This window comes from Longimicrobium sp. (genome assembly GCF_036399255.1).
In the GTDB taxonomy this organism is placed as follows: Bacteria; Gemmatimonadota; Gemmatimonadetes; order Longimicrobiales; family Longimicrobiaceae; genus Longimicrobium.
The window spans coordinates 12,016-29,318 of sequence record NZ_DASWNM010000070.1 but is presented as its reverse complement, the minus strand read 5'-3'; the positions used below and the strand labels follow the sequence as shown (position 1 = coordinate 29,318).

Sequence of the window (17,303 nt, the reverse complement as noted above, 5' to 3'; positions counted from 1 at the left end):
GCTTCGGCGGGTGGCGGGGCGGAAACTTTCGTCGTGGAACGGCGTACCCAACCGGGCCGCGCGGTTGTGCGGAACCGGCGCGCGGCGGATATTCCCGTTCACGCTGGCACGGCCCGACGTGGAGGCTTTCTCCCCGCTCCGGGCCGCCGTCCTATCCAAGATCGATGCACATCGTGTCCAATCCCCGCAGCCGAGACGGGCATTCCGCCGCCCCGCACCCCGAGAGCGCGTCCGCCGCCCCGTCCGAAGGCCGCGCCGAGCTGCGGGGAACGCTTCGCGGCGCCAGGGACCGCAAGGCCGAAAAGAAGAGCGCAAAGCCGGCCGCGGACGATGGGGGCGGGCCGCTGGAGGGGCTCAAGTCCATCCTGGTCGCGGTGCTGCTGTTCTTCGTCATCCGCACCTTCATCGTCACCGCGTACAGCATTCCCTCCGAGAGCATGGAGGAAACGCTGCTGGTGGGCGACTACCTGATGGCGAACAACGCCCTCTTCGGCGCCACCCTCCCCTTTACCGACGTCAAGCTTCCCGCCGTGCGCGACCCGCGCCGCGGCGAGATCGTCGTCTTTCGGCCCGGCTACAACGAGCCGCAGATCGACGTGGTGAAGCGGGTGATCGGCACCCCCGGCGACACGCTGCAGATGTCCAACGGCCAGCTGTTCCGCAACGGCGACCGGGTGACCGAGCGGTACGCGCACTTCGACGAGACGGCCGACAGCCCCATTCCGCTGGAGGGGTTCGGGATGATGGACCCCAACGTGCGGCCCGAGGCGTACGGCGCCCGCAACCACCTGCCGCTGCTGCTGCCGTCGGTGGACAAGCGCGCCTACCAGCCCACGCGCAACACCTGGGGCCCGCTGGTGATTCCCGCCGGGCACTACTGGCTGATGGGCGACAACCGCGACCAGTCGCTGGACTCGCGCTTCATGGGGCCCATCCCCCGCCGCACCATCCGCGGCAAGCCGCTGTTCATCTACTACTCGTTCGACAAGCAGCTGGGCGCGCCCTTCCCGGCGTTCATCACGGCCGCGCGCTGGGGGCGCATCGGCACCCCCATCCGCTGACCCGCGGATGAGCACCGCGCAGACGCAGGCTTCCGGCGCCGCCGCGCCGGACGTCGCGCACCTTCCCGACCCGCCCGGACCGCCCGGGCGGGTTTCCGTTCTGCGCGCCCTGCGCTTCGGCCGCAATCCGCTCCAGGCTGTGGAGCGGCTGCAGCGGAACTACGGCGACGTGGTGATGTCGCGGCTGGGGCCGCGGCGGCTGTACGTGCTCAGCCACCCGGACCTGGTGCGCGACGTCCTGGTGACGCACAACCGCAACTTCATCAAGAGCTTTGCCCTGCAGCGCGCCCGCGTGCTGCTGGGCGAGGGGCTGCTCACCAGCGAAGGCGACTTTCACCTGCGCCAGCGCCGCCTGTCGCAGCCGGCCTTTCACCGCGACCGCGTGGCCGCCATGGCGGGAACGATGGCGGGCTACGCGGAGGACGCCGCGAACCGCTGGCGCGCCGGGATGGAGGTGGACGCCACCCGCGAGATGAACCGCCTTACGCTCGCCATCGCGGGGATGACGCTGCTGGGGGTGGACGTGGAGGGCGAGGCGGACGAGATCGGCCGCTCGCTGACGGCCGCGCTGGGGTTGTTCGACCGGCTGCACAACCCGCTGGCGCCGCTGCTGGACCGCCTGCCCGTCCCCGGCACCCTGCGGATGCGCGCCGCCCGACAACGGCTCGACGCCACCATCTACCGCGCCATCGCCGAGCGCCGCGCGTCCGCGGAACCGCGCGACGACCTGCTGGGAATGCTGCTGGCCGCGCGGGACGAAGAGGGCGACGGCGGGGGGATGACGGACCTGCAGCTGCGCGACGAGCTGCTGACGCTGTTCCTGGCCGGCCACGAGACCACCGCCAACGCGCTCGCCTGGACCTGGCACCTGCTGGCGCTGCATCCCGATGCCGAGGCGCGGCTGCACGGCGAGCTGCGCACCGCGCTGGCCGGCCGCGTCCCCACGGCGGCCGACTACCCCGCGCTCCCCTTTACCCGCGCCATCCTGGCCGAGTCCATGCGCCTGCACCCTCCCGCGTGGACGGTGGGGCGCGAGCCGCTGCAGGACTTCGAGGCGGGGGGCTACCGCATCCGCGCGGGGAGCATCGTGCTCACCAGCCCGTGGATCCTGCACCACGACCCGCGCTGGTGGGGCGGCGACGCCGACGCGTTCCGGCCGGAGCGGTGGCTGGCGCCTGACTTCGAGGCGTCGCTTCCGCGCTTTGCCTACTTTCCCTTTGGCGGCGGCCCGCGCAAGTGCATCGGCGAGGGGTTCGCGTGGATGGAGGGGGTGCTGGCGCTGGCCACCCTGGCCCGCCGCTGGCGCCTGCGCCACGCCCCCGGCGCGGCGGTGGTCCCCAAGCCCGGCATCACCCTGCGCGCCACCGGCCTGCGGATGCGCGTGGAGCCGGTCTAGCGCGCATCCCCCAAAAGAAGAAGGCCTCACACAGAGTCAGCAGAGTCAACAGAGGACTTGCACTCTGTTGACTCTGTGTGAGGCCCATCTTTTGTCGATGGACGCGTGATCAGCCGGCGACGGGATTGGGAAGGATGCCGGCCGCGGCGAGGGCGTCGGCCAGCTTGCCGGCGTCGCGGCTGCGCAGCGGCTGGATGGGGGGCCGCGGCGCGCCGCCGTGCATTCCCAGCGCGTCAAGGCCGGCCTTGATCCCCGGGATCCCCAGCGCGCCCACCACCTCCTTGTGCAGCGGGCCGATGCGCTCCTGCAGCCGCCCCGCCTCGCCGTACCGCTCCGCCTCGAAAGCGATGCACAATTCCGCGCACTCCCGCGGCAGCAGCAGCGCCACGGCCAGGATGCCGCCCACCGCGCCCATCTCCAGCGCCGCGTACAGGATGGCGCCGCTTCCCGCCAGCACGTCGCAGGCGCCGCGGCACCCGTCCATCAGCGCCCCCATCACCCGCAGGTCGCCCGACGAGTCCTTGAGGCCGATCACGTTGGGGTGGCGTGCCACCTCGGCCACCAGCCCGGGCTCCAGCTCGACCCCGCTGAAGCGCGGCGGCACCTGGTACAGGATCACCGGCACCGGCGACGCCTCGGCCACGGCCAGGTAGTGGTCGCGCAGCGCCGCCGGCGTCATCAGCGGCTTGTAGAACGAGGGCGGCTGCACCAGCACCGCGTCGGCCCCTGCCTCGGCCACCGCCCTGGTCTGCCGGATGGTGGCGCGGGTGGATTCGGCCCCCGTCCCGCACAGCAGCAGCCGGTCCGCGTCCACCAGGTCGCGGGCGGCGCCGGTGAGCCGGGCCTTTTCGTCCTCGTCCAGCAGCACGCCCTCGCCCGTGGAGCCAAAGAGCACGATGCCCCGCAGCGGCTCGGCCAGCCAGCGCCGCAGGTTGGCGCGCAGCGACACCACGTCCGCGTCGCCCGTCACCGGGTCGAACGGGGTGGTGGCCGGCGCAAAGACGCCTCTCAGGTCCACGCGGCCCCCACGACGGGCTCGGGCGCCAGGCCGGGGAGCGTGTCGGCGCCCACGCCGTCGCCGTACAGCGGCAGGCGCACCGTAAAGGTGGTCCCCACGTCCACCGTCGATTCCACCTCCAGGCGCCCCGCGTGCCCCTCCACCAGCTCGCGGCAGATGGCCAGCCCCAGTCCCATCCCCTTCCCCTTGGTGCTCCAGAACGGCTGAAAGATGAGGTCCAGCTTGTCGGCCGGGATCCCCGGCCCGTTGTCGGCCACGCGCACCACCGCCTGGCCGCCGTCGCGCTCCACCGACACCGACAGCCGCGCCTCGCGGCCGGACATCCGCCCCGCGGCCATGGCGTCGGTCATGGCCTCGCGGGCGTTGCGCACCAGGTTGTCCAGCACCTGGCGCAAGAAGTACGCGTCGGCGAACACCATGGCCCGCTCCACGCCGGTGGCGTCCACCCGCACGCCGCTTTCCTCCGCCTCGCGCGCCTCGTTGGCGGTCACCTGGCGCGCCAGGTCGTCCACGAACAGGGGCTGGCGGTTCAGGGCGCGCTGGGCGCCCGAGGCGTAGACGGACAGCTCGGCCACCATGTCCACCAGCCGCTGCGACTCGCTGATGATGGCGTCGGCCACGTCGCGGCGCTGCAGGGGGTCGGCCACCATCTTTTCGTTCTGCAGCAGGTCCGAGTGCAGCACGATGGTCTGCAGCGGGTTCTTGATCTGGTGCAGGATGCGCGCGGTGGCGGTGCCCATCGCCGCCAGCTTCTCTTCTTCGGCGCGGCGGCGGTCGCTGCGGCGCAGCAGCGTGGTGATGACCCCGGCGGTGAACACCACCACGCTCACCACCACGCCCACGGTCACGGCAAAGAGCAGGCGGTTGTCCGTCGGCATGGTGGCCGGCGCCGCCGCCACCTGGACCAGCAGGCTCATCACAGGGCCCCAAAGGAAGGTGCCGCACCGCGGGCGGGCCGCGGTGCGGAAAGAACGGCGTGCGCGGCCGGGTCAGGAGGCGCGGCCGTCGCCGCGGCGCGAGTCGGGAATGCGCGAGACCACGAAGCTCACCGTCTCGCCCTTTTCCTCGCCGTCGGGCACCACCGTCTCGACGGTGATGCGGCGCACCACGCGCCCGGCGTCGCGCAGCATCACCTCCACGTCGATCCCCAGCTCCGGCGCCACGATGTGCGTGCGCACCCGGGGCCCCGGGTCGGCCTCCGGCGGATCGGGGTTCCGCAGCAGGATCTTGGTGCTCTGCCGCCCCGTGTCGAGCCCCCGCGCCACCTTGATCTGGTGAAACCAGTCCGGCTGATAGCCGATCAGGTACCGCCGGCCGTGCTGGTCCTCTCCCTGCCCCTCGCGGTTGTGGCGTGCCATCCCCACCTCCGGACTAAAGCGGTCCTGCGCATTTTCCCGTAAGAATTCTCCGGTCCGGAGGTGCGCATGTCAAGGCGCTTGTTCACGGGTGGGGCGGGGGCTGTGTTTGAAACGGCCGATTTGCCTCCGCCGCCGTCCCGCTCCCCGCTCCGCGGCCCGCCCCCGGGCGTCCATCCGCCCCGCGAAAACCCCGGGTGTCGCCGTGAATGGACAGTGCCCGCCCGCCCCCCTGGCTTCATCCCCCCACGCCGCGGGGCTACAGGGGGAAGGGCACCGGCACCAGGGTGGCGAAGAAGATGGCGATGCACGCCCAGGCCACCGCGCGCCGCGCCGGGCTCAGCCGGAAGTCCGGGTCGAACACCGGCGGGTGCGCCAGCCGCCCCCGGCCGATCACCAGCACCAGCACCGCCCACGCCATCCACCCCGGCCACCCCCACGAAAGCGCCAGCAGCAGGACGATCGTCAGTACCCCCGCCGGGCGGTGCGCCCGCCGCGACAGGGCGTAGACCACGTGCCCGCCGTCCAGCTGGCTCACGGGAAACAGGTTCAGCGCGGTAAAGAACAGCCCCAGCCACCCCGCCAGCGCCAGCGGGTGCAGCGCCACGAACGGGGCGTCGCCCACCGGCGAAAGGGTGCGCAGTAGCGCGAACAGGGCCGACTGGCCCATGGGCAGCAGCTCGCCGTTGGCCAGCACGCCGATGCGCACTCCCGCGGCCCACGGCGGGAGCGGGTCCGCCACCGTCCGCGACATCGCCAGGCCCACGGCGACGGCGGGGACGGAGAGCGCAAAGCCGGCCAGGGGGCCCGCGGCGCCCACGTCCAGCAGCACGGCGCGGTTCAGCAGCGGCGAGCGCAGGCGGATGAACGCGCCGAAGGTGCCGATCAGGCTCACCATCCAGGGCGCGGGGATGAAGTACGGCGGCGACACGTCCATCCCGTGCCGCCGCGCCAGCGTGTAGTGCCCCAGCTCGTGCACCCCCAGGATGAGGAGCAGGGGAAGCGAGAACCAGAGCCCGGGGGCGGCCGCCATGGGTGTAAGGCGGGTGGGCACGGGAATCGCAATCCCCCCCACGCTCGAATTCCGGATGCCCAGGGGGTTGCCGTCCACCAGCGCGGCGCCGGCCACGGTGGCGGCGGCGACCGTCAGGGCCAGCAGCAGCAGGTGAAGCCACCACCGCTCGCGCGGCCGGGGGCGAATGCGGCGCGCCAGCGTGACCTCGGTCCCGCGCGGTCCGGACTGCGCGTACACGCGGCCGGGCCAGCGGTCCAGCCACGCGCGGACGTCGGCGTCCGCAAGCGAGCGTCCGGGAAGGAGAAGCGCCTGAAACACCTGTTGGTCATGCACTTCGGCGACGCGCCACGCGGCGAACGGCCCAGCATCCTCGGGCACTTTTCTCTTGACCTTCGTGTATACGGTGCTTAGGTTGGGGCCACGTTTCCTGACGCCACACCCGCAGGCTTCGGCGCACGGCGCGCCCCCTTCCCTGGCTTCCCTTCCCACACAGCGGAACATACCAGCGGACCCGGGCCCCGCGCCCATGGGTCTTCGCACATACATTCGGAGCTAGTCGTGGACATCAGCACGATCAAGACCAAGAGCATCGCCGAGCTCCACGAGATGGCGGAGGAGCTCAGCATCAGCAACTACTCGGGTCTCCGCAAGCAGGACCTCATCTACCGCATCGAGCAGAACCTGCTCGACAGCGAGGTGGTGCTGCGCGGCGAGGGGGTGCTGGAGGTTCTTCCCGAGGGCTACGGCTTCCTGCGCTCGCAGGACTGGAACTACCTGTACGGGCCCGACGACATCTACGTGTCGCCCAGCCAGATCAAGCGCTTCGACCTGCGTACCGGCGACACGGTGCTGGGGCAGGTGCGTCCGCCCAAGGAGGGCGAGCGCTACCTGGCCCTGCTCAAGGTGGAGCGGGTGAACGGCGACGAGCCGGACCGGGCCAAGCACCGCGTGGCCTTCGACAACCTGCGCCCCCGCTACCCGGACCAGCGCATCCACCTGGAAACGTCGAGCGCCGACCTTTCCATGCGGGTGATGGACCTGGTGGCGCCGATCGGCAAGGGGCAGCGCGGGCTCATCGTGGCGCCGCCCAAGGCCGGCAAGACCATCCTGATGCAGAAGATCGCCAACGCGATCACCGAGAACCACCCCGAGGTGCACCTGATCGTGCTGCTGATCGACGAGCGGCCCGAAGAGGTGACCGACATGCAGGAAAACGTGCGCGCCGAGGTCATCAGCAGCACGTTCGACGAGCCGGCCGACCGCCACACGCAGGTGGCCGAGATGGTGCTCGAAAAGGCGAAGCGCCTGGTGGAGCACGGCCGCGACGTGGTGATCCTGCTGGACAGCATCACCCGCCTGGCGCGCGCCTACAACGTGGTGGTGCCGCACTCGGGCAAGATCCTGTCGGGCGGCGTGGACGCCAACGCGCTGCACAAGCCAAAGCGCTTCTTTGGCGCGGCGCGCAACATCGAGGAGGGCGGCAGCCTTACCATCATCGCCACGGCGCTGGTGGAGACGGGAAGCCGGATGGACGAGGTGATCTTCGAGGAGTTCAAGGGCACCGGCAACCTGGAGCTCTCGCTGGACCGCCACATCGCCGACAAGCGCATCTTCCCGGCGATCGACATCAACCGGTCGGGCACGCGCCGCGAGGACCTGCTGCTGAGCGAGATGGAGCTCACGCGGGTGTACCTGCTGCGCAACTTCCTCTCGGACATGCCGCCGGTGGAGAGCATCGACTTCCTGCTCAGCCGCATGCGCAAGACCAAGGCGAACAAGGACTTCCTGGACTCCATGGCCCGCGGCGGCTGACCCGCCGCGCAGCACGTCGGGTGGACACGAACGAGCCGGCCCCGCGAAATCGCGGGGCCGGCTTTGTGTGTGCGCGATGGTGTTGGACCGCGCTCTGGCGGGCGCGGCTCAGGGGTTCGGCGACAAGCATCGAACTGGCGCCCGACAGGGCCCCCTCTCCCCCGGCCCCTCTCCCCCGCGGAGCGGGAGAAAGGGGAGAATTCGATCCCGCTCCGACCAACTCTACTCGCATCTGCCCTCCCCGGAGCGCACCGGAGATTCCGTTCGCGTCACCTCTCTCCCCTGCAGTTCAGGGGGGAGAGGCCGGGAGAGGGGGGCGCCGGCGGGCGCCAGTTCGATCCCTGTCGTCGAGCCCAGTTCCGGTCCCACCCCTCCCCCGCCGTTTGGGGGAGAGGGCGCCAGTCGTCGCGAGGAACGAGCGAAAAGCCTGGCGGGGGAGAGGGCGCCGCCGTCGCACGCGCGCCCCACGTTGCGGCGCCGGTGCCCCAATCCAAGGAGCCCGGGACAAAGGGGGATACAGGTAAGTCAATCATCCACAAGTGCTTGCGCCACGCTCATCGGCGGGACCGTTCGTTGCAGCGAACGCGGGTCTCCGCAGGTGTTCCCTCCCATCCGCAGGTGCACAGATGAAGATCTCCAGCCACAGGCTTCTCGACGACGACGGCTCTCCGTTCCCCTTCGTGCAGTCGCCCCACGGCGGCGCGCCGCTGCGGCCGCGCTGGCTGGTGATGCACTACACGGCGGACGGCGGCAGCACGGCGGTGGACTGGTTCAAGAACCCGGCGTCCAAGGCGTCCGCGCACCTGGTGATCAGCCGTCAGGGAAGGGTGACGCAGATGATGGCCTTTGACCGCGTGGCCTTTCACGCGGGAAAGAGCGAGTGGCAGGGCGTGTCGGGGCTCAACCGGCACTCCATCGGCATCGAGATGGTGAACTACGGCGAGCTGTTTCAGCACCCCACCAAGGGGTGGATGCGCTACTGGCGGCAGGAGGACGGGTCGTTCAAGTGGATTGGCCCCGCGGTTCCCGAGGCGGAGCTGATGCTGGACGGCGCGCGGGCGGTGGACGGAACGTCGCGCCCGCGCGCCTGGCAGCGGTACACCGACGCGCAGGTCGACGCCGCGTTCCGGGCGGCCCGCGCCCTGGTGGAGGCGTACCGGCTGGAGGACGTGGTGGGCCACGAGGAGATCTCGCCCGGCCGCAAGACGGACCCCGGCCCGGCGTTCGGCATCGCCAAGTTCCGCGAGCGGGTGATGCGCCGCGAGCACCAGCCGGACGCGCCGCGCTTCATCGTCACCACCACGCTGAACATCCACGCGGGCCCCGCGCTCACCCACCCCACGGTGGCGGGAAGCCCGCTGGCGCAGAACACCGAGGTAGAGGCGCTGGAGGACCAGGACGGCTGGGTGCGGGTGGCCGTACGCGGCCCCGGCGGCATCACCGGCTGGCTGCCGACCACCTTCCTCAAGACCTCCAACCTCCCCGCCGGCCAGGGCGGTTGATCCAGCCACCGCGCGACGTTGGGGAAACGAAAGAGCCGGCCTCGCATCACGCGGGGTCGGCTCTTTCTTGGAGGGTGGCGGAACAGCCTCAGGGTGCATGTCGATCAGCAGTGTCGTCAGGCTGCCTTCTCACCGGCTTCCCGAGCCCGGATGATACTGGCCATGGCCCTGAGTGCCTGGTTCAGGGCTTCGGCATCCGGAAATCGGATCGATCGGCACAAGATTCACACCCTCACGGAATCGTGTCGCATACTTTCCACGTACCGCGTTCCGCAACTGCTCAGGGGTGAAGTCGTATTCGTCGCGCATCTTGGCTTCAGAGTTCAAGGCCAACACCTCCAGACATCCGAAATTACGCGCAGGGACAATCCGTAAACCGGCAGGTGTTGCAGGTATCGTAGAGCGAGCAGTAGCGCGACCTGATCCCCACATCCTCCGAAGGCTCGCCGATGACGTAGAAGGGAGACACGTCCTGCGTGAGGTCGAACGAATCGACCGTGAGCGACTCGGGATTCAGCTTCATGGGGGATACCTCGGAGAGAAGGGTGCTTGATCGCCGCGGGCTTGAGGGATTGCATCCAATCGTAACGAGGCCGTGGATAGGCACCAGAGGCGCAGAAGGTGGGTTGATACCAAATCCTGAAAAAGAATGATCGTACAGAGGAACAGAGTCAGACAGAGGAACCAAGATGGTATTTCATCTCGCTTCTCTGTCTGACTCTGTTCCTCTGTACCTTTAAGGTGTTGTTTTCCCGGATTCGATATGATACGCCAGCGAGCGGTGCGGCGGCGGCCGGCAGTCGAACGGAAGCGGGGCGGCCGACAAGCTCGGCCGCCCCGCGATCTTTCCGCCCGACGTGATGCGATTACGCCCGCACGAGCTTCTTGTACTTGATGCGGTGCGGGATGTCGGCGGCGGGGCCGAGGCGGCGCTTCTTGTCGGCCTCGTAGTCGCGGTAGTTGCCCTCGTACCACACCACCTGGCTCTCGCCCTCGAAGGCGAGGATGTGCGTGGCGATGCGGTCAAGGAACCACCGGTCGTGGCTGATGACCACGGCGCAGCCGGCAAAGTCCAGCAGCGCCTCTTCGAGCGCGCGCAGGGTGTCGACGTCCAGGTCGTTGGTGGGCTCGTCCAGCAGGATCAGGTTGCCGCCCTCCTTGAGCACCTTGGCCAGGTGCACCCGGTTGCGCTCGCCGCCGGACAGCGTCTTCACCAGCTTCTGCTGGTCGCTCCCCTTGAAGTTGAACCACCCGCAGTAGGCGCGGCTGTTGACCTTGGCCTTGCCCAGCTCGATGGTGTCTTCGCCCCCCGAAAGCTCCTGCCACACCGTCTTTTCGCCGTCCAGCGAGTCGCGGCTCTGGTCCACGTACGCCGGCTTTACCGTGGCGCCCACCTTGAGCGAGCCCGAGTCCGGCGTCTCGTTGCCGGTGATCATGCGGAACAGCGTGGTCTTGCCCGCGCCGTTGGGCCCGATGACACCCACGATGCCGCCGCGCGGCAGGCGAAAGTCCATCCCCTCGAAGAGCAGCCGGTCGCCGAAGCCCTTGGCCACCTTGTCGGCGATCACCACCTCGTCGCCCAAGCGCGGCCCGGCGGGGATGATGATCTCGGCCGTGGTCACCTTTTCCCGCTGGTCCTCGTTCAGCAGTTGCTCGTACCCCTGCAGGCGGGCCTTGCTCTTGGCCTGCCGCGCGCGCGGCGCCATGCGCACCCACTCCAGCTCGCGCTCAAGGCTGCGGGTGCGCGCGGACGACTGCTTCTCCTCCTTCCGCAGCCGCTCCTGCTTCTGCTCGAGCCAGCTGCTGTAGTTGCCCTTCCAGGGAATGCCCTCGCCGCGGTCCAGCTCCAGGATCCACTCGGCCACGTTGTCCAGGAAGTAGCGGTCGTGGGTAATGGCCACGATGGTGCCCGTAAAGGCGGCCAGGTGGTGCTCCAGCCAGGCCACGCTCTCGGCGTCGAGGTGGTTGGTGGGCTCGTCCAGCAGCAGCAGGTCGGGCTCTTCCAGCAGCACCTTGCACAGCGCCACGCGGCGCTTCTCGCCGCCGGACAGGTTCTCGATGCGCGCGTCGGCGGGGGGCAGGCGCAGCGCCTCCATGGCGATCTCGATCTTGCGGTCCAGCTCCCACAGGTTGGCCGCGTCGATGGCGTCCTGCAGCCGGGCCTGCTCGTCGAGCAGCTTGTTCATGGCGTCGTCGTCGCTGACGTCGCCAAAGCTGGCGTTCACCTCGTCGAAGCGGCGCAGCAGCTCGCGCTGGGCGCGCACCGCCTCTTCCACGTTGCCGCGCACGTCCAGCGCGGGGTCCAGCTCCGGCTCCTGGGCCAGGTAGCCCACGCGGGTGCCTTCGGCGGCCCACGCCTCGCCGTTGAAGTCCTTGTCCACGCCCGCCATGATGCGCAGCAGCGAGCTCTTGCCGCTGCCGTTGGCGCCCACCACGCCGATCTTGGCGCCGGGATAGAACGAGAGGTAGATGCCCTTGAGGATCTCGCGGTTGGGCGGCACCACCTTCCGCAGCTCCTTCATGACGTAGATGAAGCGCGACGTATCGAGGTTGCTCATGGCTCGGGCGATCGGGTAGAGGTCGGTCAGGGGCGGCCGCGCCCCGCACAGGTCGTTTGCGGGCGGGAAGATAGCACCCGGGCGGCGTCGGCGGGAGGGCGGGGGTGGGTGAAGGGGTGAAGGGGTGAAGGGGTGAAGGGGTGAAGGGGTGAAGGGGTGAAGGGGTGAAGGGGTGAACGGGTGAAGGGGTGAAGGGGTGAACGGGTGAACGGGTGAACGGGTGAACGGGTGAACGGGTGAACGGGCGGGAGCTCGGGAGAATGGTCGGGTAGCGGACGCGCAGGTGCCTGGGACGCCGCACACCGCCGGGCCGCCGAGTCCGCGAAGGCGGACTTTGCGATTTTCCAGCGGCGAATTCATTCGCTCAGCGGGCGGGCGGCACATTACTGGATCAGAATCGCGTCATTCGCTCAGCAGACGGCACGTTACTGGATCAGAATCGCAACAAACTCCCTTTGCTCCCGCGGCGGGCGGCATGATGCCCGCCGGATTGCGCGGAGTCAGGGCGCGCGGAGGCGCTCTGCGAGCCAGTCCGCCAGCGCGCCCAGCACCTCCGCCGGCACCTGCCTGGAAGGCAGCGTGGCGTAGGTGGACGGGTCCGGAGTGCCGGCGGGATCGGCCAGGAACAGGTGGTTCAGGCCGGGGAACAGGCGCACGGTCACGTCGCGGTTGCCGCCCTCGCGCAGGGCGGCGGCGATGGCGTCGGCCTGTTCGGGCGCCACCTGCCAGTCGGTGCCGCCCTGCAGCACCAGCGCGGGCACGCGCACCCGCCGCAGCGTGGGCGCGGGATCGAAGTCCATCCAGAACCGCACCCACGGAACCTGCGCCGCCTGCTGCTCGCGGAGCGGGTCGTTGATGGCCTTCATCGAGTCCATCCGCGCTTCCGACATCCCCATCCCGGTCCACGCGCGGCGCAGCTGGTAATCGCTGGTCCGCCGGCCCGTCCACCCCTGCCCGGCCAGCAGCGCCACCGCCGCGATCCGCGCGTCGTCCGCCGCGACCATCGGCGCGATGATGCCGCCCTCGCTGTGGCCGACCAGGCCGATGCGGGCGGAATCGACCTCCGCGCGGGCGCGCAGCCACGCCACCGCGGCGCGCGTGTCGTCCGCCAGGTCGGCCGTGGTGGCGCGCGACGCGTCGCCGCCGGACGCGCCCCAGCCGCGGTCGTCCAGGCGCAGCACGGCGATGCCGCGGCGGCTGAGCGAGTCCGCGATCTGCCGGAAGAAGCGGTAGCCTGTGATGCCGGGAATGCCGGAGTCGCGGTCCTGCGAACCCGAGCCGGTGATGAGCACCACCGCCGGCACGCGTCCCGCGGCATCCTTCGGCAGCGTGAACGTGCCGGCGAGCGTGTGGCCGGCCGGCGTGGGGACGGCCACCTGCTCCGCGGTGTACGGCGCGTCCGCCGGCGCACCGTAGTCCGGCCGCTCCCCCGGCGCGATGAAGTAGCCCACCGCGCGCCACGCGTCCCCTTCCTTCAGCGCCATCACCGTCTCGCGCGCGGAGGTGCCGCCGGAGAACGCGGTCAGGTAGCGCAGGCGCGCGTACTCGCCCGCGGGCGCGCCGGGCGGCTGCGCCATCGGCTCGGCGACTTCCACGCTGCGCCCCCGCACGGTGCCGGGATACGGCGCGCGCGCCTGCCGGACGGTGGCCTCCCACGTTTCCGCCGGCGCCAGGCCGCGTACGGGCGTGGCAAGCTGCCGCCAGCTTTCGGCGTACTGGCCCTCGTCCATCAGCCGCAGCCACGCGCCGATCTGCCGGGCGGCTTCCGCCTGCGGCGTCTGCGCGGCGGCGGGGGCGGCCAGCACCGCCGCCATCAACACGCCCAGCACGCCGCGCCGCAGACGCGGCAGGACGCGGTTCATCGTGCGCATCATCGATCCTGATCCAGGGAAACGGGCGGCCATCAGACCGGCCGTCCGGACATGTCGCGCTTCCACGCGACGTACGAGTAGACCAGCGGCACCGCGACCGCCGCCGCGATCGCCGCGCCCGTGGTCCACGGGCGCACGTCCGCCGGAAGGAGCGCGGAGGCCGCCATCACCAGCCCGGCGATCACGAAGGCGCGGCCGCCCACGCGGTGGGTGGCGCGCCACACGCGCTCGTTGTCCATCGTCCACGGGGTGCGGATGCCCATGAACCAGTTGCTGCGGATGCGCGGCAGGTAGTTGCCCAGCCCCACGAACAGCAGTCCCACGGCGGCCAGGATCACCCGGTCCACCTGCACCGGCCAGCCCAGCGCCTGCCCGTACGTGGCCCCCTGCACCACGGCAAAGAACAGGATGATCAGGTTGACGAGCAGCCGCCGGTCCTCGGCAAAGCGCTCCAGGTTGGCGCGGCGCGGGTCGATGCGGGGAAGCAGCCAGAGCGTCGCCAGCATGGCGGTGGCGATGGCGGGGTGCATGAGCGCACCCCACGGCTTCTCCATCCAGCCGTCCACCTCGCCCCGCAGGTTCCAGTGCGAGGGGATGCGGTGCGGCAGGCGGGTGTAGACCGCCGCCACGAACGCCCACATCGCCGCCGCCACGGCGGTGCCCAGCCAGCGGCTCCTCATCGCGCATCCTCCTTGTTGCCGAACATCTGCATCATCTGCTGAAGGAACTCCTGGAAGACCGTCGTCTCCAGTGAGTAGACCAGGTTGCGCCCGCTGCGCTCCGACCGCACCAGCCCGGCCTCCTTGAGCACCGACAGGTGGTGCGACACGGATGCGGCCGTCATGGGAAAGCGGGCCGAGATCTCGCCCGCGGTAAGGTCTCCGCCGCGCAGCACCCGCAGGATCTCGCGCCGCGTGGGATCGCCCAGGGCGCGCAGGGTTTCGTCCAACATCGGCGGCAGCGGCTCCGGTGTGCGCCTGGTGATCGATCATCGTCCATTAGACACACGTCTATTAGACGATCATCTAAATATAGGATTTCAGATGAGGAGTCAAGGGTGGCCGCGACCCGCCACGCCCCCACCGGGCCGGCACGCCCCCACCGGGCCGGCACCACCGGCCCACCTCCCCCAAAAACCCTGGGGGAGGTTGGTGTAACGCAGGCGGTGGTGAGGCTCGCAGAGCTAACCGCGACCCGCCACGCCCCCTCCGGGCCGGCACCACCGGCCCACCTCCCCCAAAAACCCTGGGGGAGGTTGGTGTAAGGCAGCCGGTGGTGAGTCTCGAAGAGTTCGCCGCGACCCGGCACGCCCCCTCCGGGCCGGCACCACCGGCCCACCTCCCCCAAAAACCCTGGGGGAGGTTGATGTAAGACAGGCGGTGGTGAGGCCCGGAGAGTTCGCCGCGACCCGCCACGCCCCCACCGGGCCGGCACCACCGGCCCACCTCCCCCAAAAACCCTGGGGGAGGTTGGTGTGAAAGGCAGCCGGTGGTGAGGCCCGGAGAGTTAGCCACGCCGGAGCGGGATCGAATTTTCCCCTCTCCGCGAGGAACGAGCGGAGAGGGGTCGGGGAGGGGCCCCCGTCGGGCGCCAGTTGATACCTACGAAGCGCCTCGTTGCCGGATCCGCCACCTGCCGACGACGAAAAAGGCCCGGCATCACGCCGGGCCCTCTTCACTTTCGCACTAACGCACTCCCGCACTCACGCACTTTCCTACCGCAGGACCACGCGGCTCTCCTGGATCACCACGCCGCGCTCGGCGAGGGCGGCGATGTACTCGCGGGGGGGCATGGCCTCGTCGGGGGTCCACACGCCGGGCTTCACCTTGCCGGCGGCCTGCATGGCGCCGGTGATGGCCAGCGAGAAGCCGGTGGTGCGCATCATCGCCGTGATCCCCGTCTCGGCGTCGTACCGGTCCAGCAGGTCGTAGCGGTAGCGCACGCGCTCGCCCTTGTCGATGCCCTCGGCCTCCACGCGCAGCGCCACCTGGTCCGGGCTCTCGCGGTAGTCCTTCTTGAGCCGCGGGCCCACGATGGAGATGAAGACGTCGCGCGGCACCACGCTGGTGCCCTTTACATTCACCGGCTCCATCCCCATCAGGCCGATGTCGCGCATCACGGCCATGATCTCGGCGTGGCCGGGGTAGCGCAGCGTCTTGTACTCCATCGTGGGGATCCGGCCCTCGTACCGCTGCGCCATGGTCGACAGGCCGCCCGCGGTGTGGAACGCCTCCAGCGTGCCCACGCCGGGAAAGTCCAGGTGCTCGATCTCGGACAGCGCCTTCACCTGCGTCTGCTTTCCGTCGCGCAGCACCCACGACAGGGTGGTGTAGTAGTCCAGCGCGCCTTCCAGGCTGTACACCACCTGGTAGTTCAGCGGGGGCTCCGGCTTCTGCGGCAGGCCGCCCACCTTGATGCGCACCGAGTGCACCTCGTCCAGCTGCGTGATGCCGTGCTCGGCCAGGATGTTCACCATCCCGGGAGCCAGGCCGCAGTCGGGCACCACGGTGACGCCCTTTTCGGCCGCGCGGGCGTGCAGCGCCTTCTGGTCCTGCACGATCTGGGTGTTGCCGCCCAGGTCGCAGAAGTGCGAGCCCGCGTCCACCGCCGCCACGGTCATCCCGTGGTTGAAGTAGTACGGAAACGCGCTCATGGTGGCGCTTACGCCCTCCATCAGCTGCCGCACGCCGGCGCGGTCGTTGGCGTCCACCGTCACCGCCCGTAGCCGGCCGCCCAGGTAGGGCTGCAGGAACGCGGGAAGGTTGTCGACGTTCAGGTCTGCCAGGACCACGTCGTGGTCCGTATAGGCAAGCAGGTCGTAGGCGCAGGCGGAACCCTGCAGCCCCGCCCCCAGCACCAGCATCCGCATGGAAATAAGACTCGCAACGGGGTGAACGGAGTGCGCACCCGCGCGCGGCGCGGGGGTCGTGAAGGGCGCGGAAGATAGCGGTCGCGCGCGGGGATGGCAAAGCGCGCGGGGCGTAACGCACGAAACGGAAGGAAAGTGTCGGTGGAGGCCGATGGGGGGCGGTGGATCGGCCCGGCGAACGAGATCGAACCGGCGCCCGGCAGGACCCCCTCTCCCCACGGCCCCTCTTTCCGCTGCGCGGGAGAACGGGGCGAATCCGATCCCGCTTCGACGAGGGGGCACATCGCCACTTTCACCCAACCCGCTACGTGGCAGGCACTTGCCCCCTGGTCAAGGCATCCAGTCCGCGAAGGCGGCCTTTGTGTGGTTGTTGCAGCGAATTCATTCGCCATTGCCGGGGGATCGCCGCCAGCTCAGGGTTCGGTGAACGAGATCGAACCGGCGCCCGACAGGCCCCCTCTCTCTCGCTGTCGCGGGAGAAAAGGGGAGAATTCGATCGCGCTTCGGCAGGCCACTGCTTTGGCTTCCGTGGCCGTGGCCTTGCGCCAATCACCTCCAGACTGTTTTTATTACCATCCGAACGTGCGCCTCAAGGGCTGGCGCGACCCGAATCACCTGATGGTGGGAGAAACACCAATGCGCAAGATGAAGCTCGACATCGAAGAGCTGGCCGTGGAGACGTTCGCGACCCGGGTCGCGGACGCGGACGTGCAGGGGACGGTGCACGGGAATGCGCTCACGGATTTCTGCGGTTCGCTCCGCAGCGGCTGTGATACCTGCCAGCTCTCCTGCACCGGAAGCTGCGCCACCGGCTACAACTGCCAGCAGGTCTGCTGAGGCGCGGCC

General features: G+C 70.0%; 15 protein-coding genes. 5 read left to right on the top strand and 10 right to left on the bottom strand.

All coding sequences use genetic code 11. From position 1 onward, the window contains the following. The first annotated feature begins 173 nt into the window (after positions 1-173). Together lepB and VGC13_RS10980 are read left to right on the top strand one after the other, a co-directional pair. Positions 174-1,061, top strand: a complete 888-nt coding sequence (gene lepB / locus VGC13_RS10985; RefSeq protein WP_331125300.1) for a signal peptidase I — start codon at positions 174-176, stop codon at positions 1,059-1,061. A gap of 7 nt (positions 1,062-1,068) precedes the next feature. Continuing rightward, positions 1,069-2,457: a cytochrome P450 gene (locus tag VGC13_RS10980; protein WP_331125299.1), complete on the top strand. Its 1,389-nt coding sequence runs from the start codon at positions 1,069-1,071 to the stop codon at positions 2,455-2,457. 109 nt (positions 2,458-2,566) lie between these two features. Here the strand turns inward: VGC13_RS10980 and VGC13_RS10975 are convergent, their stop codons facing one another. From VGC13_RS10975 to VGC13_RS10960, 4 genes are all read right to left on the bottom strand, one after another. Beyond that, entirely contained in the window at positions 2,567-3,475 is a 909-nt protein-coding gene (locus VGC13_RS10975) for a dihydrodipicolinate synthase family protein (protein WP_331125298.1), read from the bottom strand. Further along, complete coding sequence (locus VGC13_RS10970) at positions 3,466-4,392, bottom strand: HAMP domain-containing sensor histidine kinase (protein ID WP_331125297.1); 927 nt, start codon at positions 4,390-4,392, stop codon at positions 3,466-3,468. Before VGC13_RS10970 ends, VGC13_RS10975 begins: the two co-directional genes overlap by 10 nt. A 72-nt stretch (positions 4,393-4,464) precedes the next feature. Beyond that, on the bottom strand, positions 4,465-4,833 hold the full coding sequence (locus VGC13_RS10965) for a hypothetical protein (protein WP_331125296.1): 369 nt from the start codon (positions 4,831-4,833) through the stop codon (positions 4,465-4,467). 256 nt (positions 4,834-5,089) lie between these two features. Then, entirely contained in the window at positions 5,090-6,163 is a 1,074-nt protein-coding gene (locus tag VGC13_RS10960; protein WP_331125295.1) for a site-2 protease family protein, read from the bottom strand. A gap of 222 nt (positions 6,164-6,385) precedes the next feature. On the opposite strand from VGC13_RS10960, the gene rho reads away from it, so the two are divergent. Both rho and VGC13_RS10950 read left to right on the top strand, forming a co-directional pair. Continuing rightward, complete coding sequence (gene rho / locus VGC13_RS10955) at positions 6,386-7,657, top strand: transcription termination factor Rho (RefSeq protein WP_414682987.1); 1,272 nt, start codon at positions 6,386-6,388, stop codon at positions 7,655-7,657. 626 nt (positions 7,658-8,283) lie between these two features. After that, positions 8,284-9,159, top strand: a complete 876-nt coding sequence (locus VGC13_RS10950; protein WP_331125293.1) for an N-acetylmuramoyl-L-alanine amidase — start codon at positions 8,284-8,286, stop codon at positions 9,157-9,159. A gap of 352 nt (positions 9,160-9,511) precedes the next feature. Here VGC13_RS10950 and VGC13_RS10945 read toward each other — a convergent pair whose 3' ends face one another. The 6 genes from VGC13_RS10945 to VGC13_RS10920 form a co-directional block, all read right to left on the bottom strand. Beyond that, on the bottom strand, positions 9,512-9,682 hold the full coding sequence (locus VGC13_RS10945) for a hypothetical protein (protein WP_331125292.1): 171 nt from the start codon (positions 9,680-9,682) through the stop codon (positions 9,512-9,514). Positions 9,683-10,025: 343 nt separating this feature from the next. Next, the gene (gene ettA / locus VGC13_RS10940) at positions 10,026-11,717 is read right to left on the bottom strand and encodes an energy-dependent translational throttle protein EttA (RefSeq protein WP_331125291.1); all 1,692 of its coding nucleotides are present in this window, start codon (positions 11,715-11,717) and stop codon (positions 10,026-10,028) included. Between the two features lie 500 nt (positions 11,718-12,217). Further along, positions 12,218-13,588: an alpha/beta fold hydrolase gene (locus tag VGC13_RS10935; protein WP_331125290.1), complete on the bottom strand. Its 1,371-nt coding sequence runs from the start codon at positions 13,586-13,588 to the stop codon at positions 12,218-12,220. A gap of 32 nt (positions 13,589-13,620) precedes the next feature. Further along, positions 13,621-14,268: an SdpI family protein gene (locus tag VGC13_RS10930; RefSeq protein WP_331125289.1), complete on the bottom strand. Its 648-nt coding sequence runs from the start codon at positions 14,266-14,268 to the stop codon at positions 13,621-13,623. After that, complete coding sequence (locus tag VGC13_RS10925; RefSeq protein WP_331125288.1) at positions 14,265-14,540, bottom strand: autorepressor SdpR family transcription factor; 276 nt, start codon at positions 14,538-14,540, stop codon at positions 14,265-14,267. Before VGC13_RS10925 ends, VGC13_RS10930 begins: the two co-directional genes overlap by 4 nt. A gap of 762 nt (positions 14,541-15,302) precedes the next feature. Then, complete coding sequence (locus VGC13_RS10920; RefSeq protein WP_331125287.1) at positions 15,303-16,457, bottom strand: saccharopine dehydrogenase family protein; 1,155 nt, start codon at positions 16,455-16,457, stop codon at positions 15,303-15,305. Positions 16,458-16,880: 423 nt separating this feature from the next. Here VGC13_RS10920 and VGC13_RS10915 point away from each other — a divergent pair, with 423 nt between their 5' ends. Further along, positions 16,881-17,294 (top strand): hypothetical protein, encoded by a 414-nt coding sequence (locus tag VGC13_RS10915; RefSeq protein ID WP_331125286.1) that lies wholly within the window; start codon positions 16,881-16,883, stop codon positions 17,292-17,294. Positions 17,295-17,303: the final 9 nt, after the last annotated feature.